The following is a 24,165-nucleotide window of genomic DNA, read 5'->3' on the forward strand; positions in this document are numbered from 1 at the left end:
GTAGCGAATGGTTAAATTTATATTTTTAGCTCTCAGGTTCTGAGGATGACAATGCCTTCTTTCATCACAGCCCCAAAATCGTCCCCTTGGCTGACAGGGGTCTGCATCGCGCCCCTGCTCCTCACCGCCTGCGGTGGCAGCGGTTCCAGGGAAGAGCCAGTGGACTACGGCCTGAATGACGACTGGACCGCCAGGGTGCAGGATCAGACCCTGGCCAGTGCCACCTGGCTGATGACCGTGGATGGAGAAGACATCACCCGGATCTTCATCAACGGCCACGACTCCGGCGATATCGGCCTGATCTGGCAACAGGCACAACAGGTGTACGGCGTCAACCTGTTCCCCAGACCCCCGGAACCGGTGGAACCCGAAGAAGGGGAGGGGGAACTGCCGGATCTGGACGACCTGCCGGACCTGCCGGATGACCTCCCCGAGCCACCACTCCCGGAGGAGCCGGAAGAAGAACCGGAAATCCCCATCCTCCACGGGCGGCTGATCACCAGCACCGATCAATCCACCCTGATGCTGATCACCCCGGAATATGACGCCGGCGTGTTCCAGCGGGGCGAACTCAACATCTCCGATGCCACCCTGCTGGAACTCCAGGGCCATTGGCGAGGCCCGATGATCGGCAACCTGTTCGATACGGAAGGGGGACTGTATCGCCATGAATTTCACATCGACTGCGCCATCGGCACCTGCGTCATGACCGCCTGGCACACCGCCATGCATGACGATGGCCGCTACGCCATCCTCCATGACACGCACGGCAATCCGGTCAGGGACAGCGCCGGGATGCAGATCACCCTGTCCGGCATCGAACCCAGGGGCCGCCTGTTCTTCGATCTCGATTTCACCAACACCCTGGGCCATGCCGGCACCGGCGTCCTGATGATGAGCCCGGACCGGAACTGGATCGGCACCTACCTGTGCCGGCCCGATACGCCCATGGAAGCCTGTGACTTCGGACTCTTTGAGCGGCAAGATTGATGGCCCAGACCTCATCCCCACCCCCCCGGACAGCCCTCTGTGCTGCCCCTGGTCGGGGAACAGTACTGTCCTTTGCCCTACAGTGTATGATAGCGGGCAGACCTTTTTAGAGATCAGCAATGTCACTCAGCATCGAGCAACTGGTGAATGAGTCCGCGGGGCTGGTATCGCTGCCTGCTGTGACGGTCCGCCTCAACGCCATGGTCAAAGACCCGGCCAGCAAGGCCAGCGATATTGGCCGCCTCATCAGTCAGGACCCAGCCCTGACCATTCGCCTACTGCAATTGGCCAACAGCCCCTTTTACGGTCTGTCCCACCGGATCGACACCATCACCCGGGCGGTGACCGTGATCGGCATGGAACAAACCCGTGATCTGGTACTGGCCACTACCGTGGGTCAGGCCTTCGACGATATCCCCAATGAACTCATGTCCATGGAAGCCTTCTGGCGCCACAGCATCTACTGCGGCCTGATTGCACGGCTGCTGGCCGATGATCTGCGATTGCCCCATAGTGAGTCCATGTTCGTTGCCGGCCTGCTCCATGACATTGGCCGACTCCTGATTTTCAACCGGGAACCGGGAGAGGCCCATGCCGCCTTTTTGCTGAGCCTGCAAAACCTCAATACCCTGCCCCCCCATCAGGCAGAACGCACGGTGCTGGGCTACGACCATGCCCAGGTGGGCGGCGCCCTGGCGGCTCACCTTAGCCTCCCGGAAAAACTGCAGGACTGCATTCGCCATCACCACGAGCCCCTCAGCCCCACGGAGTATCCCGTGGAAGTGGCCGTGGTGCATATCGCCAACACTGTGGCACATATGGCGGAACTGGATACCCAGGACCCCTTTGATGCCCCTCCGGTACATCCAGAGATCTGGACGCGGATGGCCCTGTCCTCCGAGACGATCCGCAACCTGATCGAACGTGCCCAGCAGCAGGTGGTGGAAGTCGAATCCCTGCTGCTGCACGAAAGCTGACCCCCCCGGCGCTAAAGGACGGCATTTTTCCACAACCATGACAGAACCGGATACCACCAACTCCCTATGGTTCACCCGCCGGCAAGGACAGATTGCCGGACCTCATCCCGTGGGTCTGATTAGCCGTTATTTGCTGCTGGGCCGTTTGGATCTCAAAGACGAAGTCAGTCAGGATGGGGTCGCCTGGAGCCCCATCCATGAACACCCCCAACTGATTCCCGTGGAACTGTGGGGTGCCCACGGGCCAGAAGGCCATCTGCGCCTGTTGCAGGCCCGATTGCGGGAGGATGAACGCATCCGTGACCGCCGTCAGGAGGATGGGGCGGCCCATCCAGGGGGTGCCGATGCCCGTTCCGGCACCGACCGGCGCCGGCCTGAGCCGCCGGAGGTGATCAAGTTTCGTCAGCAACGGGCAGCATTGCTGGCCGAATCGGGACAACGGGGGGCAGCCCGCAGACGCTGGCCCTGGATGCTGGGGGGCGGGCTGGTGCTGGTGCTGGCGGTGTTGGGGCTGCTCTATGCCGCCAGCAATCGCCCACCGCCATTGCCGCCCCCCGACTGTCTGGCTCCGGCTGCCCCTGGGGTGAACTGGAATTATTGTGCCTTGGTCGGCGCAGACCTGCGCGGCGTTGATTTAAGTGGCGCCCTGATCCTGAGCGGCGATCTTCAGACCGCCCGCCTGGATCAGGCCCGAATGGTGGGGGCTGACCTGAGCTATGCCAATTTGCGGCAAGCCCGGCTTCTCAGTACTGATCTGGGGGGCGCCCGCATGATAGGCACCCGCCTGGTGTCCGCCCGCTTGACCCTGGCCCGTTTGACCGATGCAGACCTGAGTCATGCCGATCTGCGGGGGGCCGACCTGGCCGGGGCCGATCTGACCGGGGCCATCCTGGATCGGGCCATCTGGGTGGATGGCCGGACCTGCGCCGTCGGCTCGGTGGGGCGTTGCCTGGACCCTGAACCGTGAGTCCCCTGGGTATGGCCTGATGCCGGCGGCCCTGCTATGGTGGCGGCCCCGGCCAGACCGGCCCTGTTGGCTCCACTTTCGGACAGACCCCCATGGATTTTCCAGCCTCCGTCCACGATGACGAACAACCCCAGTTTACCCTGACCATCGACAACACCCGCATCACGGTGCTGGGGACTGCCCATGTATCCAGGGTGTCCGCCCAGGTGGTCTCACGCCTGTTGCAAAGCGGCGCCTATGACGCCGTGGCGGTGGAACTGTGTCCCAGTCGTCACCATGCCATTGTGGACCCCGATGCCCTGTCACGGATGAACCTGTTTCAGGTGTTGCGCCAGGGCAAAGCCCCCATGGTCACCGCCAGTCTGGCCCTGGGGGCCTATCAGCAGCGGCTGGCGGAACAGTTTGATATCGAACCTGGCGCCGAGATGCGGGCCGCTATTCACGAAGCCCGCATAGCTCACCTGCCGGTGCTGCTCATCGACCGGGAAGTGGGCACCACCCTGCGGCGCTGTTATCGCAGCGTACCCTGGTGGCGGCGCATGAACCTGTTTACCGGGCTGATGGCCGGGGTGGTGAGCAAGGAAAAAATTTCCGAAGAGGAGATCGAGCGACTCAAGCAGGGGGATGTGCTGGAATCCACCTTCAACCAGTTTGCCGAGGAATCCCAGGCCCTCTACAAGCCCTTGATCCATGAACGGGATGTGTACATGGCCGCCCGTCTGCGTCAGGAAGCACATACCGGGGCCTACCAGCATATTCTGGCTGTGGTGGGCGCCGGTCATCTGGCGGGTCTGCGACAGGCCCTCACCGAGCCATCCCCGGAGCGGCCCGGCGATCTGATCCAGCAACTGGACCAACTGCCTCCCCCTGCCCTCTGGCCCAAACTGCTGCCCTGGCTGGTGGTGGCGTTGATCCTGTTCGGGTTTGTGCTGGGGTTTTCCCGTAACCCGGACCTGGGATGGCAACTGGTGCGGGACTGGGTGCTGATCAACGGCACCCTGGCGGGTATCGGTGGCCTGATAGCTGGCGGCCATCCATTGACTGTGGTCACCGCAGCCCTGGCGGCGCCTCTCACTTCCCTCAATCCCACCATTGGCGTGGGGTTTGTGGCGGCAGCCATGGAAACCTTCCTGCGCAAGCCGACGGTGGGGGATTTTTCCCGTCTGCGCCGGGATACCGCCCATCTGCGGGGCTGGTGGCGCAACCGGGTGTCCAGGGTGTTGCTGGTGTTTGTGTTCACCACCCTGGGATCGGCCATTGGCACCTATACGGCGGGCTTTCGTATTGCCGAGCGCCTGTTGGGCAGTTAGGGCGGATCGTCGCTGGCTGTTTCCAGTCGGCGCAAGGATTCCAGCGCCCGTTCTGCCCGCTGTACATGGGACTGGAGTTCCGGGTGTTCCGGTTGCAGGGATTGCAGGTTGCGCCAGGTGTCCAGGGCTTCGGGAATACGGCCTTCCAGGTAGAGCTGGCGGCCATGTTCCAGCCCCTGGGCCACGGTCTTGTCTATGTTCCGGGCCAGTTCATACCCCAGTGCCCGTACCGATTCATCCTCCGGACGGGCCTGTTTCAGGGCCGCCAGATGGTGGTGGGCGGTGGCCAGATCCCCGGCGGTCATGGCCTCTTGAACCTGATTGAACAGGGTCTGGGTGCGTTGCGCCCATTGGGCCTGTCGCCGGGCCTGTCGCGCCTGGCGCTGGGCCGCCAGATATTGGGCCTGAGCGGCCTGGGCCTGATACAGGGCTGTCGCCGTGGTGGCTGAGGGTGACAGGGTCTGGGACAGGTCCAGAGCTTCCACCGCCAGATGATGTTCTCCCGCTGCCAGGGCTTCCTGACCCATCCGGGCCAGGGCCGCGGCCACCTGGGGGGCATCTTCTCCGGCCTGATACAGGGCCTGTCGGGCGGCTTCATCCGTGGGGTCCAGACGCAGGATCTGGGCCTGGATGGGGGGCAGTACGAGCAGGCTCTGTCCCTGGGCCAGCAGCCGCCGGGTATGCAGGCGCCGCAGATGGGTCTGCCGTTCCGCCACCGCCTGATCCCTGGCATGGCGCAGTACCGTACTCTCGGGCAGCATGGCCAGTCCCCGTGCGTAGCTCTGCCAGGCCTGTTCCCATTGTTCCCGCCGCAGATGTTCTGCCGCCTGCATCAGCATGGCCTGTTCCAGATGGGGCTGGACCGCCTTTAGCCAGGCCCGCAGTGCCACCTGCTCCTGGGGCATCTCGTCGGTGACCGGCAAGGTCTCCAGAATATCCCGCACCCGGGCGATATCCCCTTGTTGCAGGGCGGACTGCAACTGGTGTTCCGGGTCGTGATGGTAGATTTTTACCGTGCTGCAGGCGCTCAGCCCCAGGATCAGCAGCAGGATCAGACCCGGTCGCCTCATGCTCCAATGGCCTCCAGCAATGCCTGCAGCCGGTGTTCCATGTCTGCCTGATAGGGTGCGGTCATCTGGTCGACCACATAGCTGTAGACCGGAGCTTCCCGGCCCCGCAGCATCAGATTGCCGTGGGGTCGGGCCTGCACCCGTCGGGCCACCTCTGGTGCTGCCAGCAGGGTGGCCGGTACAATCACCTGCCCCGGCGCCCCGGAAGCCATGAGCCGGGCCGCCAGATTCACGGCATCCCCCACCACCGTATATTGCATGCGGTCTTCTGATCCCATGTTGCCGGCCAGCATCAGGCCGCTGTTGATCCCCACCCGAAACCGGACAGGACAAGGGGACGCCGGCTGTTTCTGGTTGAGACGGTGCATCAGTTGCTGCAACATGATCCCGCAAGCCACGGCATGAAAGCGATGGTCCGGGTCTTCCTCGGTCACCCCGAACACCACCATCACCCCATCCCCGAGAAATTTGTCGATGGTACCCCGATAGCTCTGGGCGATGCGACTGATATGGGTGAAATGGGTATTGAGCAGACGGGCCACCTGATCCGGTGGCATCTGTTCCGAGAGGCTGGTAAAACCGGCAATATCGGCAAACAGCACCGATGCCTCTACCTGATGTCCTCCCAGTTCCAGCCGGTCCAGATTGCTCATGATCTTGCGGGCCACCCCCACGGAAACGTAGCGATTGAGTGCCCCTTCCATCTGGGACTTTTCCTGCAACCCCTGGGCCATGCGGTTAAAGGCCGTCATCAGTTGTCCGATTTCGTCCCGGCGTCGATGACGGAGACGGAAACGGTAATCCCCCGCGCCGATGGCGCCGGTGGCCTGCATCAACCGGTCGATGGGACGGGACAGGTGGCGACCCATGAGAAAGGCGGCCATACCCGCCAGCAGACCAATCACCAGGGTGGACAGGGCGATGGCGGTGATGGCGTGACGCACGGCATCATCCTGTTTTTTGGGGTTCAGGGTCACCAGGGCGGTGCCCAGACGCAGATCCTGAAAATGGATCGGACCGGCATGGCCGGAAACCTGGGGGGGCAGGTTGGGGGTGCTGGGGATATTCAACTGTTCCGGTACCAGACCGGCCCTGGCCAGCGCCCGCCCATCCCGGTCATAGACTGCCGCCCCCATCACCACCCGGCTGCTCGCCAGATTCATGATCAGGGCATTGAGGGCTAGGCTGTCATTGGTCAGCACCAGTTCCTTGGAGGACTCTGCAAGCTGTTCCACCATGGTGCGACCAAAGCTGTCCAGTTGCTCATGGAGCAGTCGGCTTTGCTGGTTGATGATCACCAGACCCAGCAAGGCCACGCCGCCTACCATCAGCAACGAGATACTCAGGCCAAGTTTGTAAGCCACCGGCAGGTGGCTCGGCAGGGCGGCGATAATATGGCGCCTCAACCTGACAAGGGGAGATGCCATGATGGTCTCGGATGTTTGTGTGGATTCGGGATGGTCAGCCCATCATAACCTCTCCGCAAGGAAACCCGCGATTTCAATCGCGGGAGGAATGGCGGCCGCGGTCTTGCAGCCACAGTAAAAGGTGGGGCCTTCCAGAGCGGCGGACTGAGGCAGCATCCGCCGGTGGGTCTTGACGACCTGTTGCAAACGTAGCCCCTTTCGAGCGTCCTGCTCAGGCGGGCTCAGGCTGGTCAACCCGGCTTGCTCTCACAAGCCCCCGACTTCAGGGGTAGTTGACCGAGCTTTTAAAAAAGACTAATCCGCCCACTCAATCCGGTTGCGTCCGGTCTGCTTGGCCCGGTACATGGACTGATCTGCCCGTTGGAACAGGCTATGAGGGGTGTCCTCATCCCGGCACAGGGTACCCCCGATGCTGGCGGTCACCGGAATATGGTCGCCGTTACCCAGGGGCAGGGGATGGGCGCGGAGGGCCTCCTGAACCCGCATGGCCCCCTGGCGGGCAGCATCGGCATCGGTACCTGCCATCAAAATGACAAATTCCTCACCGCCAAAACGAAAGACCATGTCACTTTTGCGGGTGACTTCCCGCAGCCGCTGAGCCACCGCCATCAGCACCTGATCACCACAATGGTGGCCGTAGCGGTCATTGATATGCTTGAAGTGGTCCACATCCAGCACCAGCATGGCCAGGGGTTGACCACTGCGCCGGGACAGGGCCAGTTCCCGCTCCACCGCCCGATTCATGGCCGACCGGTTCTGCAGACCGGTGAGGGTGTCCGTCTCGGCAGCCCGCAGGGCGGCATGGTAAAGCAGGGCATTTCTCAAGGGGTACACCAGAGCGGTGAGGGCTTCCTCCAGGGCCTCAAGCTCCATGTCGCGGAATTTGCGTCCCCGCAGCAGCCGGATTTCTCCCAGTTCTGCATGATCCACCACCAGGTTGTAGCGGCAACTGTGACGGGACAGCCGTCCCCGGCTCAGGTGAATCCCCATATCCTCCCGGTCGAAGGTGAGGCCATCATGGGGAATACGCCAGGCAATGGCACTGGAGAAAATTTCAATCAGTTCATTCAGATCCAGGGTGGTCTGCAAACGATGCAGCAGCACCGGCGTGCTCACCACCTCCGGAGCCGGCGCCTGCCCCCTGACAGGCTCATGGTCCACAATCCGGGGATTGCAAGCCAATGCAGTGCCAGCCTGAAAGCTCGATTCAACCGGTGCCTGAATGATATGACGAATCATCAGTTCCTCCGCAAGAAACCCCGTCCTTCATGGCGGGGAGGTATAGGGGCTGCATGTTCACAGCCGCCGTAGTCAATGTGGGCTTCCACCACTGGTCCTTGAAGTGCTTTCCGGTCAAGGTGCTGATCCTGTGGGGCCGTGACCCCGGTTCCCCCCGGCGGGAGGCGTTGACAGTGTTGTCCCGGTAACACTCCTATGTGTTGAGGGTTTATGCGATTTTTGTGCCATCTAAAAAAATAACTTTTAAAAATAATGTTTTATATTTTTTATTATGGGGTATGGCGAAAAAATGACGCTCTGCACCCCAAAAATGGCCGATGGATTCGTCAAAAAACCGTGCTGCGATCCTGGCAGGCAGGCTGATACACTTCGGGCCATGCTCAGACTCCACACCCTCTCTCTTCGGCGCGGTCCCAGGGTTCTCATCCGGGACGCGGACATCACCATCCATCCCGGCTGGCGGGTGGGCCTGACCGGCGCCAACGGCACTGGAAAATCCAGCCTGTTTGCCCTGTTGCTGGGCGAACTGGCCCCGGACCAGGGGGACTGTATGCTGCCCCCGGACTGGGTGATTGCCCATGTGGCCCAGGAAGTGGCGGGCAGCGACCGCAGTGCCCTGGACTACGTCATGGACGGAGACGGAGAGCTGCGTCGCCTGCAGGCGGCCCTGGCCCGGGCCGAGGCCGCCGGAGAGGGCACCCTGGTGGGGGAACTCCATGCCCGGCTGGATGCCATCGACGCCTGGACGGCCCCCAGCCGTGCTGGCCGCCTGCTTCATGGTCTGGGATTTCAGCCGGGAGATGAGTCCCGACCCATGGCCACCTTTTCCGGTGGCTGGCGGATGCGTCTGAACCTGGGCCGGGCCTTGATGTGCCGATCCGACCTGCTGCTGCTGGACGAACCCACCAACCATCTGGACCTGGAAGCGGTCTTGTGGCTGGAACAATGGTTGATCGCCTACAGCGGTACCTTGCTGCTGATTTCCCATGACCGGGATTTTCTCGACCGGGTCGTGACCCATGTGGCCCATGTGGAACAGGCTCATCTGCGGCTCTACACCGGCAACTATTCCGCCTTCGAACTGGCCCGGGCCGAAGCCCTGGCCCAGCAGCAGTCCCTGCATGAGCGTCAGCAGCGGGACATTGCCCACATGACCCAGTTCGTCGCCCGGTTCCGGGCCAAGGCCAGCAAGGCCCGTCAGGCCCAAAGCCGGCTCAAGGCCCTGGAGCGGATGACCCAGGTGGCCGCTGTCCATGCCGCTTCCCCATTTCGTTTTGCCTTCCGCCCTCCCCGGCGGCTGCCCGATCCCCTGTTGCAACTGGATCATGTGGCCGGCGGTTACGGGGCCGATCCAGTGATCCAGGGGGTGAATGTTTCCCTCCATCCCGGCGCCCGTCTGGGACTGCTGGGCCCCAACGGGGCGGGCAAGTCTACCCTAATCCGCATCTTGGCGGGTGAGTTGTCGCCCCTGTCCGGCCAGCGGGAATCATCCCCGGATCTGGCCGTGGGCTATTTTGCCCAGCATCAACTGGAACAACTGGATCCCCAGGCCAGCCCCCTGCTGCATATGCAGCGCCTGGATGAGCGGGCGCGGGAACAGGAACTGCGGGATTTTCTGGGGGGATTTGGTTTTGTCGGCGATCAGGCCCTGGCGCCGGTGGCCCCGTTTTCCGGGGGAGAAAAGGCCCGGCTGGTGCTGGCCCTGCTGGTGTGGCAACGGCCCAACCTGCTGCTGCTGGACGAACCCACCAATCACCTGGATATGGACATGCGGCACGCCCTGGAACAGGCCCTGCAGGAATTTACCGGCGCGGTGGTGCTGGTGTCCCATGACCGTCACATGCTGCGCAGTGTCTGTGATGATTTCTGGCTGGTGGCAGAGGGTAGGGTGACCCCCTTTGAAGGGGATCTGGATGATTACCGGGACTGGCTGGCGGCCCGTGATCGTCAGCCCGGCGAGGGCGCGGAGGGGGAAGAGGGGGCTGTCCACAGTGCCGCTGCCCGCAAGGCCCGCAAGCGGGACGAGGCGGCCCTGCGCCGACAACTCAAGCCCCTGCGGGATCAGGTGACGCGGCTGGAACGGGAACATAGCCAACTGGAACAGGCCCGTCAGAGCCTGGATCAGGCGCTGGCGGACCCGGCCATCTACGAAGCGTCGGCCCGGACACAGTTACAGACCCTGCTTGGCCGTCAGGCAGACCTGGCCCGACAGCTGGCGGCCACAGAAGCGGCCTGGCTGGAGGCCAGCGAAGCCCTGGAGGCCGCCGAAGCGGCGGCCCGTTAATGCCAGAGGCTATTGCACGATAAAACCGGTGAAGTACAGACCGCTGATGGTGGTACTGCCGGTATGTTCCAGCATGATCTGCTGCAATTCCTCCAGGGCCTCGGTTCGCAACTGTTCCCGGATCGAACTGGTCTGCATCACTTCCGGGTCACGGCCACCAAAATGCAGGAGCAGGTAATGGCGAACCAGGGGCATGTGATGCTCCAGGGTCTGGGCATCGGTGGCGTTTTCCACATAAAACTGGGCATTAAGCTGCAGGTACTGGGCCCGGCGGGGATTATCCAGGTTCACCACCAGGGCCGGTTCCAGAGGAATAAAACCGGGCCAGGAACGGCCATCCTTGGGGGGGGCGGCCAAGGTGGTCTGACTCCAGACCAGCAGGAGCAGCAGGGGCAGCATCAGGGTAGTGCGTCGAACAGGATGAGATGACATATAAAGAACCTGTGCAAATGGAGTTTAAGGGCCGGATGACGGATCGGGGGCATCATGGCCGGGGAAGATCACCGTGCGACTGGGGTCAAGACGCAGGATGGCCTGACCCTGTTCCACCGGCAGCAGATTGCGGCGGCCATCGAGAAACGCGATACACAGCCGGCCTGCCGCCAGATCCGCCTGTTGCTGGGCGGTGACATACAGATGCTTGATGGTTTTGCCCACCTGAAAATGATAGGGCAGATCCGCGGTTTCGCTATTGAGGCGGTGGGCCGCCACCAGTTGCCGTAACTGCTGCTTGAGGGCACGGGCCTCGGCGCTGGGGGTGGCTGGTGGCCGGGGTGCGGGGGCTGGCTTGCTGGCGGTGGAGGGCCGCCGCCCCTGACGCCGGCCCCGGTCCTGAGTGCCGGACTTGCCCGGCTGACCGGATTTGCCTTTGCGTGGCGCCCGCCGCTCGCCGGGCCGGTTGCCGGACGTCTTGGCCTGTTCCACCTGTTTGACCTGCTCTTCGGTGACAAGTCCGGCTTGGAGCATCTGCTCACGGAGGCTCTGGGTCATCAATTTTGCGCGATAAACCCCGTCCTTCAGGTCGGGGAGGGATGGCGCATCGTGCGCGGCACGATCACGCGGCCCTGGTCGCGTCCTCCTGTATCGGTTGGGGTTGAAGGGTTGGGCACCTGCGCCTGACCGTCCGGGTCATGGGTCACCGGTGGCAGCCGGGCCAGGGGGTCCTGACGATAAAACTGGCAAAACTGCCGGTAGACATCAGGATAATGCCGGGCCAGGGTCCAGGGTTCCACAAAGAAATATTCATTCATCACCGCAAAAAATTCACCCGGATCACTGGCCCCGTAGGGGTCCAGGGCCGTGGGTTCTTCCCGCTGCAACTGGGTATTGAGGTTATCGTAGGCGCTGCCCAGGGCCTGGGTCCAGTCCTGGATGGACATTTCCGGGTGCAGGGGGGGCATACCATTGGCCACGCCGTTGCGCAGATCCAGGGTATGCACACATTCGTGGATGATCAGTGGCTCTCCTGCGGCAATGGCCGCCCAGGACAGCAGCACCGGTCCCCGCTCCCAGGCTTCGCCACTGTAGGGGCTGTCGTCCAGGTGCAAAATGCCGTGATCGTCCATGATTTCCCGCCGGGGCAAAAAGTCGTCCGGATAAATGATGAGGGTAGACCACTGATCATACCAGTCGATCCCCAGACGAAGAATGGGCAGGCAGGCCTGCTGGGCAATATGCAGGGCCATGGTGGGAGTGACTGTTAGCCCCTGGGCGCCGTGGATGGCCTTTTCATGTAAAAACAGGGTCACCCACTGGCGCAGCGCCGCCCGCTCGTTCCCGTTCAGGCCAGCGAGCATGGGCTGGGCCGCCAGCCGCTCCCGCCAGGCATCGTCCGGGATAGCCGTTCGGGCCAGGAGGCGCCGTCGGCGCCAGGACTTGAACACGGGGGGAATCATCGGGGGCAGCAACCGGGTTGGGCATAGTATGATGGCAAGGCTCGATCCCGTGAACAGGACGCGCCGTTTTGCGGGATGGTGAGCGGTCTCGGTGCCAAGTTAAGGAGTCCACGTTGTACACCTATTGCGAAACACGCCTGCGGCAGATTCTGGATCTGGGGGGCGCCCAATGTCTGCGGGGTACCCGCATCGGCCTGGAAAAGGAAAGTCTGCGGGTTGAATCCGATGGCAGCATTGCTCATACCCCCCATCCCCCTGCCCTGGGTGCGGCATTAACCCATCCCTGGATCACCACCGACTATTCCGAAGCATTGCTGGAGTTTATCACGCCCCCCTGCAACAGTCCGGGGGAGGCGCTGGCGTTTTTGCAGGATCTGCATGTCTTTACCTATCCCCGCATCGGCACTGAATACCTTTGGGCCACCAGTATGCCCTGTGTGCTGCCGGGGGCGCAGGAGATTCCGGTGGCCCACTATGGCCATTCCAATGCCGGGCGGATGAAAACCGTTTACCGTCTGGGGCTGGGGCATCGTTATGGCCGTCTGATGCAGGTGATTGCCGGGGTGCATTTCAATTTTTCCATGGGGGACTGTTTCTGGCCCATCTATCAGCAGGCATTGGGAGTGCCGGGGGAGGAGGCCCGCCGGTTCCGGGACCGGGCCTATTTCGGCATGATCCGTAACCTGCAACGCCTGGGCTGGCTGATCCCCTATCTGTTCGGGGCATCGCCGGCGGTGTGTAAATCCTTTTTGGCCGGTCGCCCGACCACCCTGGCGGAGTTTGATGCCCATACCTTCTACGAACCCTGGGCCACCAGTTTGCGCATGGGAGACATCGGTTATCAGAACCGCAAGGAGGAGGAGAGCGGCATCAAGGCCAACTATGACAGCCTGGACGCCTATATCCGGGGCCTGTCCCATGCCATCAGCACCCCGTCGCCGGAATATGCACGCATCGGAGTGGAGGTGGATGGAGAATACCGCCAGCTCAATGCCAACATCCTGCAAATTGAAAACGAGTATTACAGCACTGTACGGCCCAAGCCCCTGACCCAGGGGAATGAGCGTCCCACAGTGGCCTTGGAGCGTCGGGGTGTGGCCTATGTGGAATTGCGTTCGGTGGATGTGAATGTGTTTGATCCCCTGGGGGTCAACGAGTCCCAGTTGCGGTTTCTGGAGGCGTTGATGATCCATGCCCTGTTGCTGGACAGCCCCCCCATCAGCGATCTGGAACGCTTTGCCATCGACCATAACCAAAGTGCCACTGCCCATCGGGGGCGGGACCCGTCGCTGGTGCTGATGCGGGGAGGCGAGCAGGTGCCCTTGCGGGTCTGGGCCACGGAAATTCTGACCCAGATGGCGCCCCTGTGTCAGGTGCTGGATGCCGGTCATGGGGACCGGCCCTATTCCCGGTCCCTGGCGACACAGCAGGCCAGGGTCGCTGATGGGGCGCTGACCCCCTCGGCCCGCATGCTGGATCTGATGCAGGCCCAGGGTCAGGGGTTTCATGAGTTTGCCCGGCAGATGTCCCTGGCCCACGGTGCTCACCTGCGGGCCGTGGATCTGGCACCTGAACGGGAGGCGGTGCTGAAGGCCAAGGCCCGGACGGCCCTGGAGCGGCAGCGGGCTTTGGAGGCCGAAGATACGTTGTCCTTTGCTGAATACCTGCGCCACTACTTTCGTTAGGGATCGAAGATGTCGTCCCGGATATCCAGCCCCACCAGCACCCGCTCCCGTTCCGACAGATCCCCCACCACCCGCCGGATGGGGGGTGGCAGTTTGCGGATCACCACCGGGGTGGCCAGGATACGTTCATCTTCCGCCAACTGGGGGCGCTGGAGGATATCCACCACCTGAATGTCCACCTGTTCTCCCTGCTGCCCCAGGTCTGTAGCCAGGGCGGTCAGGTTGTCGATGGCGCGGCGGGCAGCCGGGGTCATGCCGGCGATGTAGAGTCTGAGCTGATAGTGGCGAGTGGTCACAGGCGGCTCCTGGAAACAGTGGACTTGGCGCTATGGATCATTGCCAGCCGGCGTTCCAGATTGGCAATATTGCGGTCGATGGCCATTGCCCTGGCATCCCGCTCTGCCCTGGCCAGTCGTTCGGCGGCAGCATTGATTTCATCCAACTCCTCCCGCTGGCGCAAGGCTTGGGACAGTGCTTCACGCAGTTGGACCAGGGTCTGTTCATCCCTGGACTGCAGGGCATGCCGATTGGTGCCATAGGCGATCCCGCTTTCTCCCATATAGGGGTCTTCGATTTCCAGCCCCTGGGGGGTAAAACGAAACTCCTTGACCTGACTGGAAATGGGCAGACCCCGGGCCTTGACCAGGGTAATCAGGCGGTTCATCTCTCCGTTGTCTTCATGGCGCCGCAGCTTGATCCAGACATCAATCATGGACGAAACATCCAGGTGACTCACCCCCTGACTGTCATCCGCCAGCAGTTCCGTGGCGATGGCAGTGATTCCGACTTCCTTGATGAGATGAATCAGGCGCAGCAGCATGGCCTTGGCATGATCCTCCCGGTGTCGTCCCGCCAGACTGCTGATGGGATCGAGTACCACCACATCCGGCTGGTGTTTGCGGATGGCGCGCATGATCCGCATCAGATGTTCTTCCAGCCCCAGTTCCACAGCACGCACCGGCATCAGGACCAGGCATTGTCCGGCCTGGGTGGTTCCGGTGAACCGACCCAGATCAGTACCGATACTCAGCTGATTGCGCAGCAGTTCGTCCACACTTTCTTCAAAGCTGACATAGAGCACCTTCTCTCCCCGTTGGCAGGCACTGTTGGCCAGGGCAGCGGCCATGCTGGTTTTGCCGGTCCCGGCCTGTCCAGAGAACAGCAGGGTGGACCCCCGGTAGGGGCCATTGCCGCCCAGCATGGCATCCAGTCCGGGGATACCCGTGGACAGCCGTTCGCTGGACACCTTGGCCGAAAGGACCGATCCGGTGACCGGAATCATGAAAATACCCTCGCTGTCCAGCAAAAAGGGAAATTCGCTGGTGCCGTGGGCGCCACCCCGGCGCTTGACAATCCGCAGCAGCCGGGTCATCACCCGATGCTCCAGGGACTGTTTAAGGGCGATCACACAATCTGCCACATAATCCTCCAGACCGTGACGGGCGCTGAAGTTATCCTGTTCACCGACGGTGATCAGGGCGGTGGCTTGATGTTCCCGCAGCCAGTCAAACACCCGACCCAATTCACTGCGCAGGTGGGTATCGGTGGCAAAGGCGCCCTCCAGTACATCCATCGCATCCACCACCAGCCGCTGGGCCTGGGTGGTTTTCAGGGCATGGTCGATGCGGGTCATCACTGCGGTGAGTTCAATGGCATGGCCGGAGACATCATCAGGATTGGGGCGCATGTCCAGAATCTGCAGCCGTCCCTCCCGGACAAACTGCTCGGCGGGAAAACCAAAGCCGGTAGCATGCTGGATCAGGGCTTCGGGTGCTTCATCGAAGGTGGCCATCACCCCCTTGTCTCCCTGGGCGATACCGTGACAGAGAAAAGTCAGGGCAATGATGGTCTTGCCCGTCCCTGGGCCGCCTCGCAGGACGCTGGGGCGACCCAGGGGCAGACCACCTTGTAACAGGAAGTCCAGCCCCTGAATGCCAGTGGCGGCGGTATCAGGATGTGCCATAGTCACGGGAAAGTCTCCAGATGGGATGTATTGGCATCAGGTGCGCCATTGAACAAAATGGCCAGATACCGTTGGGCACTGGTCCGGGCCCGGTATTCTGCCACTGCTGCCTGTATGTTGTTGGCTGGCAACGGTGCTGCCAGGGTTTTGACCATGGCCTCCGCCAACTCAGTGACCGCCCCCACCGGCACCAACGGCCCGTAGCGTCCCTCCTGGAGAATTTCCCTGGGGCCACTGCGACAATCCGTGGCCACCACCGGCAGCCCCAGGGCCATGGCTTCGGTGAGGGCATTGGGCGAGCCTTCCCAGGCGGATGACAGCACAAACAGCCGCGCCCGACTCAACCAGGCATAGGGGTTGGCGGCAAAACCGGGCATCAGCACCCGATCCGCCACACCCAATGAACGGCTCAGGCCCGTCAGGGCTTCCCGATCCCCGCCTTCCCCCAGGATGATCAACCGCGCCGGCTGCCGGGTTGACACCTGGGCAAAGGCCTGCAGCAGGGTGGGAAAGTCTTTTTGCCGGGTCAGTCGCCCCATGCCGATGATCACCGGGTCCCCCCCATCCGCCAGCCAGGGATGGGGCACCGGCTCGGCGGCCAGGGCGTCCAGATCGGCGGTGATCACCGGATTGCGCACCACATGCACCGCCTCTTCGGGCAGGCCGGTAATCCCGCGCACATCATCGGCCACCCCCCGGGACACCGCGATGATGCCATCCGCCAGGGGATAGAGCCGCCGCATGGGGCGGTAACGCAGCCACTTTCGCCATTTTGAACGCCCCTCCAATGCCTCCGACAGGGTGGTGCCCAGACGGATGAAGACGGGGATATCCACCCCGGCCAGCCGTCGGGCCTGGAGTGCCGCCCGACCGGCCCGATCCTTGGCGGCCAGCAGCCGGGCCGGACGTCGCCGCCGCAGATAGCGGGCCAGAGGCAGGATGGCCAGGGCGCTATGGCGGGTGCCCAGGCGGATGACGTTGACGTTCTCCGGCAGCGCCTGCAGATGCCGGCTTTCCTCCCGGATCAGTACCAGATCCATGGACAGGCCCATGGCCGCCAGTTCCCGGACCAGGTTGAGCACCATGCGTTCGACGCCCCCCTCGCCGGAGAGGGAGATGAGAATGGCCAGATGGGGTGGGGAGAGATCGGGTTTCACAGCCCAATGGCCTCCCGGTACGCCCTGGCGCTATCGGCCACCCGGTATCGGGTCACCGCACTTTTCAGGGTCCGCGGGTCGGCGGGATGATCCAGATAATGACAAATGCCCGCTGCCATGGCCTGGGCATCCCCCACATCCACCAGCCTGCCCAGGCGTCCGCCGTCCAGCACCTCCCGGGGACCGCTGGGGCAATCGGTGGACACCACCGGGATGCCCAGGGCCAGGGCCTCGATCAGGGCCACCGGCATCCCCTCCCAGCGGGCGGCATGGGCAAAGACCTGCGCCCGGCTCAGGCAGGCATAGGGGTTGGCCACGAATCCGGGCAGACTCACCCGCTCGGTGATGCCCAGTTCCCGGGCCAGGGCCTCCAGGGCCGGCCTTTCCCGGCCCTCGCCAAGAATCACCAGCCGGGCCGGGCGCTGTGTCAGCACCAGGGCAAAGGCCCGCAGCAGGGTGGCGTAATCCTTGCGTCGGGACAGTTCCCCGATGGCCACCACCCAGGGATCGTCACCGTCCATGTCCAGGGGCAGGGCGGTTGGATCGGCGGCCCGCGATGCCAGATCGTCACGGATGATGGGGCTGGGCACCACCTGCAGGCGGGTGATGCGCCCGGCGGAAATCTGTCGCAGATCCTCCGCGCAACCGTGAGAGGGGACCAGCACCCCATCGGCCCGGGGATACAGATGACGGATGGAGAGCCGTTGCCGCCATCGTTCCAGTGGCTTGCGATCCGCCAGATTGACGGAGACGGTGGTGCCCACCCGCACATACACCCGGGTCTTCACGCCCGCCAGGGCACGGGCCAGGATGGCGGTGCGATTGACCCGGTCCTTGTCGGTGAGCAGCACCAAAGGCTGGTGCCGCCGCAGATAGCCCGCCAGGGCCGGCAGGGACGTGCTCACATGGGCGCGGCCCAGGGGCACGATCCGCAGGCCCGGCGGGGGATCGGGCAGATGGGGACCATGCCCCTCAAGGGTGAGCAGGTCCACCGACAACTCCTGATCCACCAGGGCCGGCAGCAGGTTGCCCATGATGCGGTCCACCCCGCTGTGGCCGGAGGTGGCGAGGAAAACCGCCAGTGACGGCGTATGAATAGGCATGGAAGACATGGGTGTATTATGCTGCAAACCATGTCACAAACCATCGATTCCCGGTCCAATGATCCTCTGCATCTGGCCTTCATGATCGCCCGCTATGGTCGGGGCGGCGTGGAGCGCATGATGCTCAACACTGCCGTTGGTCTGGCCCGGCGGGGGCATCGGGTGGATTATCTGGCCCCGGCACGGGGCGCCTATCTGGACGGGCTGGAGGCGGGCATCCGTCTGCATCCTCTGCCTGATCGCGCCAAAGACCGGCAGAAATTCTTGCGGGATTATCTGAACCAGATATCCCCCCGGTGTCTGGTGGTGGCCAAGGACCGGGATCTGGACCTGGCCCTGTCCGTCCGCCGTCGAACGGGCAGTTCAGTGCGGATTGTGATGCGTCCGGGCACCACCCTGTCCGCCCGACTGGCGGGGCAGCCCTGGTTCCGGCGCTGGCTGAGCCATTATCGCACCGCCCGGCGCCATATCCAGGCAGACGCCGTGGTGGCCAATGCCGAGGCCGTGCGCCAGGATGTGGCCGCCATCATGGGGCGACCGGAGGCAGACATTTTTCTGGTCCCCAATCCGGTCATCACCCCCGCCATGCTGGCCCAGGCCGACATGCCCCCCACCCACCACTGGCTTTGTGAACCGGGGCCGCCGGTGATACTGGGGGTGGGCAATCTGCATCGGGTCAAGGATTTTGCCACCCTGATTCGCGCCCTGGCCCTGGTCAGGGCGCAACAGCCCGCCCGCCTGATCCTTTTGGGGGACGGTCATCTGCGGGAAGAACTGTTGTCCCTGGCCCGTGATCTGGGTGTGGCGGAAGCGGTGGACCTGCCGGGTTTTGTGGAAAACCCCTATCCATTCCTGCGGGCAGCCCAGGTGTTTGTGCTGTCGTCCCTGCGGGAAGGCTCTCCCAACGCCCTGACCGAAGCCCTGGCCCTGGGCACGCCGGTGGTGGCCACCGACTGTCCCGGCGGCCATCGGGAGATCCTGGGGCGCGAGGACATCGGTGCCCTGGTGCCCGTGCAATGTCCCCACACCATGGCCCAGGCCATCCTGACCACCCTGCACAGCCCCCCGGCCGCCGCCCGGCTGCGGGATGCGGTGGCGGCCTACACCCAGGACAACACCGCCCTAGCCTACGAGGCCCTGCTGCGCCGGGTCTGCGACGCTGGCGTTTCCCGTTAGCGGTACCGGGCCAGATGGAAGGTCAGCCCACTGGCCAGCAGCATGATGCCGTAGGCGCGCATGTCCGCCTGTTCCAGCCGCACATTGGACAGGCTCCAGATCAGGGCCATGGCCGAAGCCCCCAGCAGCAGGAAATACAGATCACGGGGGAGTTCCCCGGTCTGATACAGCCGCCACCACCCCAGCAGGATCACCGTGCCGGTCATCAGGGCCAGTCCCAGCCCCACCAGCCCGAATTCCACCAGAATCTGCAGATAGGTATTGTGAAAATGCTGCAGACTGCTGACCTCGGCCACGGGATGCGTTGCGATCAGGGCACCACTGCTGCCGCCCCCCCATCCCCAAAGGGGGTGTTCCTGGGCCAGGGTCAGACCGTGGAGATTGACATGGTAGCGCAGGCCCACGGAGTCCGTGGCCACCTGGGCCGTCTCCAGGGCCAGGATATGTCCCAGGGTGTCCGCTTCCTGGGCCACCCGTTCCTGAATCCCCCCTCCATTGAGCCACAGGATCAGCACCAGCGGCAGCATCAGTCCCGCCCCCAGCATGCCCAGGATGGCGGGACCGGGGCGATGTCGATGGAAGAACAGCACCAGGGTCACCGGCGCCACCAGCAAAAAGGCCAGCCAGGTGGCTCGGGACTGGGTCACCATCAATGCCTGGGCAAAAAGCAGGATCAGGCCCGTCAGCAGCCACCAGACCAGCCCATGCTGCCAGCGGGACTGGAGCCAGCCGGCCAGTCGCGGCATGAACAGGGCCAGCCCCAGCAGGGCCGTGGCCAGATAAAGCCCCAGGGCAATCTGAGCCATGCCAAAGCCGTGGGAGGGGCCGAAAAAACTGACCAGGGGATCAGGCCAATGGGTGTTGTACAGCAGTCTGACCAATAGGCTAAGACAGGCCAGGGTCAGCATGATCATGACCCGGCGGGGCTGGCCGGCCAGAAACCAGAGCACAGCCACGGTCGGCAACAGCCATTGGGCATGACTGATCCCGGTATCGACCAGGGTCTGCCAGGCGCCGGGATCAAGCCAGACATGGACCCCGCTGTGCAGTATGAGAAACAACAGAACCGCCCCCAGCATCTGGATGGCGGGTATCTGCATCAGCACCGGCCAGGCCCTGGGCATCTGTACCAAAAAGGCCAGGCAGGTCAGACTCAGCCCCAGGGCGGCGGGGGAGGGGCCGGACCAGGCAAAGGCAGCAAACAGATAGATGCCGCCCACGCCGACGCGGTCAGCCCATCCGGTGGTCGTCTCAGACACTCTCACACTCAAACCCCACCACCTGTCGCTGTTGTCTGGAAAACTCCACCCCCACCAGATGCACCGGCTTGCCCTGGCCCCGGTACTTGTCCCCATAGCCCCGGTCCTTGAGCTGTTGCAGCGCCTTGCCCTCGGGCACCTGTTCCACCACCTTGAACTCGAACAGCCAGATATGGCCGTTGAAATCCACGGTCATGTCCACCTTGCCGGTATTGGAGGCATCCTCCACCACGATATTCAGCCCCAGGGCCGCCAGATGGCTGTAGAACACACTGGCATAATGGCCCTCGTAACGGGCGATGGGGTTATTACGGTACCAGTCATGGGGCAGGGCGGCATACAGGGCGCGCAGATGGGTTTCCAGGGCGGCCATGTCATTGGCTTTGAGGGCCCGCAGGGCATTCATCTGATAGCGCTGGGCCTCCGAGGGATCCAGCCCCAGGGCCGGCAGCAGGGCCTGATTGAGACTGGCCTCCACCTCCAGATTGGGATAACCCAGGGTATACAGGGGATAGCCCGGCACCGGTTCCTCCAGGGCATGTATGGTCAGATAACCGGTCTGGAACAGAAGGGCCTCGGTGCCGATGCGATCCACGTCGAACTGCCCCAGCAGGCTGACATGGGACTCCATCCGCTCCAGACGAGGGGTGTACAGCCCCCGTTCCGCCAATAGCTTCACCAAAAAGGTGGGCGTGGCCGACTCGAACCAGTAAGGGCGGAACAGACGTTTCTGGAACAGCAGCAGCATGTCGAAGGGGTTATAGACCGAAACGGTGCTCTGACTCCCCCAGCGATAGCCGTTGTACCAGCGGCGGATCAGATCCCGGTCCAGCCCCGGCAACTCCGGCGCAAACACGGTATCCAGATCCTCATCCGTATAACCGCAGATGTCTCCATAGGGCGCATCCAGAGTGATGTCATTAAGATTGTTCAGCCCCGAAAACAGGCTCACCTTGCTGAACTTGCTCACCCCGGTAAGCAGGCAGAAGTGCAGATGGGGGTCCGCGTCCTTGAGCACCGAATAGAAATGTTTCAACCCCTCCCGTAGCGCCGTGGCCCGCTCCGGGTCGGTGATGTTATCCAGAATGGGCTTGTCATACTCGTCCACCAGCACCACCACCCGCTGACCATGATGCTCATGGGCCTGGCGGATCAGCTCCGAGAACTCACCGGGGATATCCGTCTCCCGGTCCAGGGTCAGACCCAGGCGGTGGCGATGCCGATGGAGTTGATCGCGGATACGGGCATCCAGCGCCTCCCGAGTGGTGAGCACCCCGTCGGCAAAGCTGATGCGGATGACCGGATGCCGGACCCGCCAGTCCCAATGGTCATGGACATGCAGCCCCCGGAACAGGACTTCCTCCCCCTCGAACAGGGCGCGCAGGGTGTCGATCAGCAGACTCTTGCCGAAACGCCGGGGGCGGGAGAGGAAATAATAGCTGCCATCCCGGACCAAGCGCAGGATGTGGGCGGTCTTGTCCACATAATAAAAGTCGCCCTCGCGGATCTTGTCAAAGGCTTGAACGCCGATGGGCAGTACACGTTTTTCAGTCATCAAAATAACGCTCCGGACGCAGGTCGTAGCGGGAATCCCGTCCCTGGCATGACAGGCACGGGACAGCCGGGGCTGCCGCGGGTATCATACTGCACCAGCACATCATGGCACTGGTGCGCGACGCCCAGGACACACCCAGGCCCAGGAGGAGTTCAAGCTCGTGAGGTTTCCCATCATCACTGCTTTTCGGATCGGCCTGAAACGCACCCTGGCTTTTCTCCATGATCTGGCCTGGATTCCCCTCGCCCTGCTGCTGGGTTATCTGGCCCAGGCCAACTTCCAGGGGCTGGGGGTCGAGGACGGGAGCAGTCTGCTGATCCTGCTGCTGCTATGCCTGCCCATACAGGCCGCCGCCTTCTGGAGCTTCGGCCTGTACCGGGGCATCTGGCGCTTTGCCTCCCTGCCGGATCTGATCCGCATCTTCAAGGCCGTGACCACGGGCACCCTCGTCATCACCTCCCTGGTGTTCCTGTTCCAGTTATCCGGCGTCCCCCGGACGGTGCTGGTGCTGTACCCGGTTTTCCTGCTGGTGGGGCTGGCCGGTCCCCGTTATGTCTACCGCTGGATCAAGGACCAGTTCCACGGTCACCGCCGCCGGGAGGGGCAGCGAACCCTGGTCATCGGCGCGGGCCGGGCGGGAGAAATGATGGTGCGGGATCTGGTCAAGGACAGCCATTACCAGCCCATCGCCTTCCTGGACGATGACCCGGCCAAACGGGGCAGTGAACTGCACGGGGTCCGGGTGCTGGGGTCCATCTCCCTGCTGGCGGCTCTGGTGGATGAACTGTCCATCGAGGTGGTCCTGATCGCCATGCCCTCTGCTTCCAGCGACCTGATGCGCCGGATCACCGACATCTGCCGCCAGCGACAGGTGCCCTGCCTCACCCTGCCCACCCTGCAGGAACTCCACGGCCATCCCGTCCGCCTCTCCCAGATCCGGGGCATCCGCATCGAGGATCTGCTGGGCCGTCAGCCGGTGAAACTGGACACCGCCGTGCTCCATGCCTTCCTCGACGGCAAGCGGGTACTCATCACCGGCGCCGCCGGTTCCATCGGCTCGGAACTCTGCCGTCAGGTGGCCGGCTGTTACGCCCCGGAAAAGGTCATCATGCTGGACCATAGCGAATACGGCATCTACCGCATGGACGAGGAAATGCGCCAACTGGCTCCGCCGGATCGTATCGTCACCCTGTTGGGGGATGTGCGGGATCCTGGCCGCATGCGTCAGGTGTTTGCACAATGGCAACCCCAGGTGGTGCTCCACGCCGCCGCCTGCAAGCATGTCCCCCTGGTGGAGCTCAACGCCGCCGAAGGCATCAAGACCAACGTGCTGGGCACCCGGCTGGTGGCGGATCTGGCGGTGGAATACGGGGTGGAAAAATTCCTGCTGGTGTCCACCGACAAGGCCGTCAACCCCTGCAATATCATGGGCGCCACCAAGCGGGCGGCGGAGATCTACTGCCAGGCCCTGCAGCACCGTTCCAACACCGCCTTCATCATCACCCGGTTCGGCAATGTCCTTAACTCCGCCGGTTCGGTGGTTCCCCTGTTCGAGCGCCAGATCGCCGCTGGCGGCCCGGTGACCGTCACCCACCCGGAGGTCACCCGTTTCTTCATGACCATTCCCGAGGCGGTCAGTCTCATTCTCCAGTCCGCCGCCATGGGGGACGGCGGAGAGGTGTTCGTACTGGACATGGGGGAACCGGTCCGCATCGTGGATCTGGCGCAACAGATGATCCGTCTTTATGATCTGGACCCGGAGATTGATATCGGTATCGAATTCATCGGCCTGCGCCCCGGTGAAAAGCTCCACGAGGAACTGTTCCACAGCCAGGAAGCTCTGGTGGGCACCGCCCACGCCAAGATCCTGCGGGCTCAGGCCCGGCAGGTGGAATGGGAATGGTTGCAGCGGCGCATGAGCCAGCTGGTGCTGGCCTCCCGGCAGGATGACCCCCAGGTGGCCCGGGTGGCCTTGCATGCCCTGGTGCCTGAGTTTGTCGATGGCGATGCCCGTGCCACTGTGGCGGCACCGTCCCCCTTAACCAGACCCACCCCTATCAAGGCGGTGGGATAAGCCCGTCGTGGTCGATCTGTTTCGTTGTCCTGGA

22 protein-coding genes are annotated in these 24,165 nt (G+C 63.2%); 9 read left to right on the forward strand and 13 right to left on the reverse strand.

Features of this window, described 5'->3' with window-relative positions; translation table 11 throughout:
- Positions 1–51 precede the first annotated feature (51 nt).
- From BMX62_RS12815 to BMX62_RS05040, 4 genes are all read left to right on the forward strand, one after another.
- Positions 52–990, forward strand: a complete 939-nt coding sequence (locus BMX62_RS12815; RefSeq protein WP_156055374.1) for a hypothetical protein — start codon at positions 52–54, stop codon at positions 988–990.
- 119 nt (positions 991–1,109) lie between these two features.
- Positions 1,110–1,967 carry an HDOD domain-containing protein gene (locus BMX62_RS05030; protein WP_090205250.1) on the forward strand — a complete coding sequence of 286 codons (858 nt, stop codon included), beginning with the start codon at positions 1,110–1,112 and terminating at the stop codon, positions 1,965–1,967.
- A gap of 37 nt (positions 1,968–2,004) precedes the next feature.
- Positions 2,005–2,934, forward strand: coding sequence for a pentapeptide repeat-containing protein (locus tag BMX62_RS05035; protein ID WP_090205253.1), 930 nt, complete (start codon positions 2,005–2,007; stop codon positions 2,932–2,934).
- Positions 2,935–3,026: 92 nt separating this feature from the next.
- Positions 3,027–4,244: a TraB/GumN family protein gene (locus BMX62_RS05040; protein ID WP_090205256.1), complete on the forward strand. Its 1,218-nt coding sequence runs from the start codon at positions 3,027–3,029 to the stop codon at positions 4,242–4,244.
- Here BMX62_RS05040 and BMX62_RS05045 read toward each other — a convergent pair.
- From BMX62_RS05045 to BMX62_RS05060, 3 genes are all read right to left on the reverse strand, one after another.
- Entirely contained in the window at positions 4,241–5,314 is a 1,074-nt protein-coding gene (locus BMX62_RS05045; protein WP_090205261.1) for a hypothetical protein, read from the reverse strand. The genes BMX62_RS05040 and BMX62_RS05045 overlap by 4 nt on opposite strands.
- Complete coding sequence (locus BMX62_RS05050) at positions 5,311–6,741, reverse strand: adenylate/guanylate cyclase domain-containing protein (RefSeq protein WP_090205264.1); 1,431 nt, start codon at positions 6,739–6,741, stop codon at positions 5,311–5,313. The genes BMX62_RS05045 and BMX62_RS05050 overlap by 4 nt, the downstream gene beginning before the upstream one ends.
- A gap of 294 nt (positions 6,742–7,035) precedes the next feature.
- Positions 7,036–7,980 (reverse strand): GGDEF domain-containing protein, encoded by a 945-nt coding sequence (locus tag BMX62_RS05060; protein ID WP_090205270.1) that lies wholly within the window; start codon positions 7,978–7,980, stop codon positions 7,036–7,038.
- 53 nt (positions 7,981–8,033) lie between these two features.
- Between BMX62_RS05060 and BMX62_RS13245 the strand changes: the two genes are divergently transcribed.
- Positions 8,034–8,168: a hypothetical protein gene (locus BMX62_RS13245; protein ID WP_274377156.1), complete on the forward strand. Its 135-nt coding sequence runs from the start codon at positions 8,034–8,036 to the stop codon at positions 8,166–8,168.
- Positions 8,169–8,188: 20 nt separating this feature from the next.
- Here BMX62_RS13245 and BMX62_RS12625 read toward each other — a convergent pair whose 3' ends face one another.
- Positions 8,189–8,371 (reverse strand): hypothetical protein, encoded by a 183-nt coding sequence (locus tag BMX62_RS12625; RefSeq protein ID WP_143339661.1) that lies wholly within the window; start codon positions 8,369–8,371, stop codon positions 8,189–8,191.
- On the opposite strand from BMX62_RS12625, the gene BMX62_RS05065 reads away from it, so the two are divergent.
- A complete protein-coding gene (locus BMX62_RS05065; protein WP_090205273.1) occupies positions 8,357–10,264 on the forward strand; it encodes an ATP-binding cassette domain-containing protein in 1,908 nt (635 codons plus the stop codon). The two genes, BMX62_RS12625 and BMX62_RS05065, sit on opposite strands and share 15 nt — an antisense overlap.
- 9 nt (positions 10,265–10,273) lie before the next feature.
- Here the strand turns inward: BMX62_RS05065 and BMX62_RS05070 are convergent, their stop codons facing one another.
- Genes BMX62_RS05070 through BMX62_RS05080 form a run of 3 tightly spaced genes read right to left on the reverse strand, consistent with a single transcriptional unit; the run spans position 10,274 to position 12,159 of the window.
- Positions 10,274–10,696, reverse strand: a complete 423-nt coding sequence (locus BMX62_RS05070) for a flagellar basal body-associated FliL family protein (RefSeq protein ID WP_090205276.1) — start codon at positions 10,694–10,696, stop codon at positions 10,274–10,276.
- Between the two features lie 24 nt (positions 10,697–10,720).
- Complete coding sequence (locus BMX62_RS05075; RefSeq protein WP_090205279.1) at positions 10,721–11,254, reverse strand: DUF2058 family protein; 534 nt, start codon at positions 11,252–11,254, stop codon at positions 10,721–10,723.
- Positions 11,255–11,280: 26 nt separating this feature from the next.
- Positions 11,281–12,159 carry a M90 family metallopeptidase gene (locus BMX62_RS05080; RefSeq protein ID WP_090205281.1) on the reverse strand — a complete coding sequence of 293 codons (879 nt, stop codon included), beginning with the start codon at positions 12,157–12,159 and terminating at the stop codon, positions 11,281–11,283.
- Positions 12,160–12,272: 113 nt separating this feature from the next.
- Here BMX62_RS05080 and gshA point away from each other — a divergent pair, with 113 nt between their 5' ends.
- Positions 12,273–13,844 carry a glutamate--cysteine ligase gene (gshA, locus tag BMX62_RS05085; RefSeq protein WP_090205285.1) on the forward strand — a complete coding sequence of 524 codons (1,572 nt, stop codon included), beginning with the start codon at positions 12,273–12,275 and terminating at the stop codon, positions 13,842–13,844.
- Here gshA and BMX62_RS05090 read toward each other — a convergent pair.
- Genes BMX62_RS05090 through BMX62_RS05105 form a run of 4 tightly spaced genes read right to left on the reverse strand, consistent with a single transcriptional unit; the run spans position 13,841 to position 18,076 of the window.
- Positions 13,841–14,140 carry a circadian clock KaiB family protein gene (locus tag BMX62_RS05090; RefSeq protein WP_090205288.1) on the reverse strand — a complete coding sequence of 100 codons (300 nt, stop codon included), beginning with the start codon at positions 14,138–14,140 and terminating at the stop codon, positions 13,841–13,843. The genes gshA and BMX62_RS05090 overlap by 4 nt on opposite strands.
- Entirely contained in the window at positions 14,137–15,807 is a 1,671-nt protein-coding gene (kaiC, locus tag BMX62_RS05095; RefSeq protein WP_202906206.1) for a circadian clock protein KaiC, read from the reverse strand. Before kaiC ends, BMX62_RS05090 begins: the two co-directional genes overlap by 4 nt.
- A 2-nt stretch (positions 15,808–15,809) precedes the next feature.
- Positions 15,810–16,964, reverse strand: coding sequence for a glycosyltransferase (locus tag BMX62_RS05100; protein WP_090205296.1), 1,155 nt, complete (start codon positions 16,962–16,964; stop codon positions 15,810–15,812).
- Positions 16,961–18,076, reverse strand: coding sequence for a glycosyltransferase (locus BMX62_RS05105; protein WP_238375864.1), 1,116 nt, complete (start codon positions 18,074–18,076; stop codon positions 16,961–16,963). Before BMX62_RS05105 ends, BMX62_RS05100 begins: the two co-directional genes overlap by 4 nt.
- Before the next feature lie 21 nt (positions 18,077–18,097).
- On the opposite strand from BMX62_RS05105, the gene BMX62_RS05110 reads away from it, so the two are divergent.
- Entirely contained in the window at positions 18,098–19,243 is a 1,146-nt protein-coding gene (locus BMX62_RS05110) for a glycosyltransferase (protein ID WP_162273497.1), read from the forward strand.
- Here BMX62_RS05110 and BMX62_RS05115 read toward each other — a convergent pair.
- Both BMX62_RS05115 and BMX62_RS05120 read right to left on the reverse strand, forming a co-directional pair.
- On the reverse strand, positions 19,240–20,502 hold the full coding sequence (locus BMX62_RS05115; RefSeq protein WP_162273498.1) for an O-antigen ligase family protein: 1,263 nt from the start codon (positions 20,500–20,502) through the stop codon (positions 19,240–19,242). The two genes, BMX62_RS05110 and BMX62_RS05115, sit on opposite strands and share 4 nt — an antisense overlap.
- The gene (locus BMX62_RS05120; protein WP_090205312.1) at positions 20,495–22,057 is read right to left on the reverse strand and encodes an ATP-binding protein; all 1,563 of its coding nucleotides are present in this window, start codon (positions 22,055–22,057) and stop codon (positions 20,495–20,497) included. The genes BMX62_RS05115 and BMX62_RS05120 overlap by 8 nt, the downstream gene beginning before the upstream one ends.
- A 160-nt stretch (positions 22,058–22,217) precedes the next feature.
- On the opposite strand from BMX62_RS05120, the gene BMX62_RS05125 reads away from it, so the two are divergent.
- A complete protein-coding gene (locus BMX62_RS05125; RefSeq protein WP_238375865.1) occupies positions 22,218–24,131 on the forward strand; it encodes a polysaccharide biosynthesis protein in 1,914 nt (637 codons plus the stop codon).
- Positions 24,132–24,165: the final 34 nt, after the last annotated feature.

It is taken from the genome of Ectothiorhodospira magna (assembly GCF_900110965.1).
Taxonomy (GTDB): Bacteria; Pseudomonadota; Gammaproteobacteria; order Ectothiorhodospirales; family Ectothiorhodospiraceae; genus Ectothiorhodospira; species Ectothiorhodospira magna.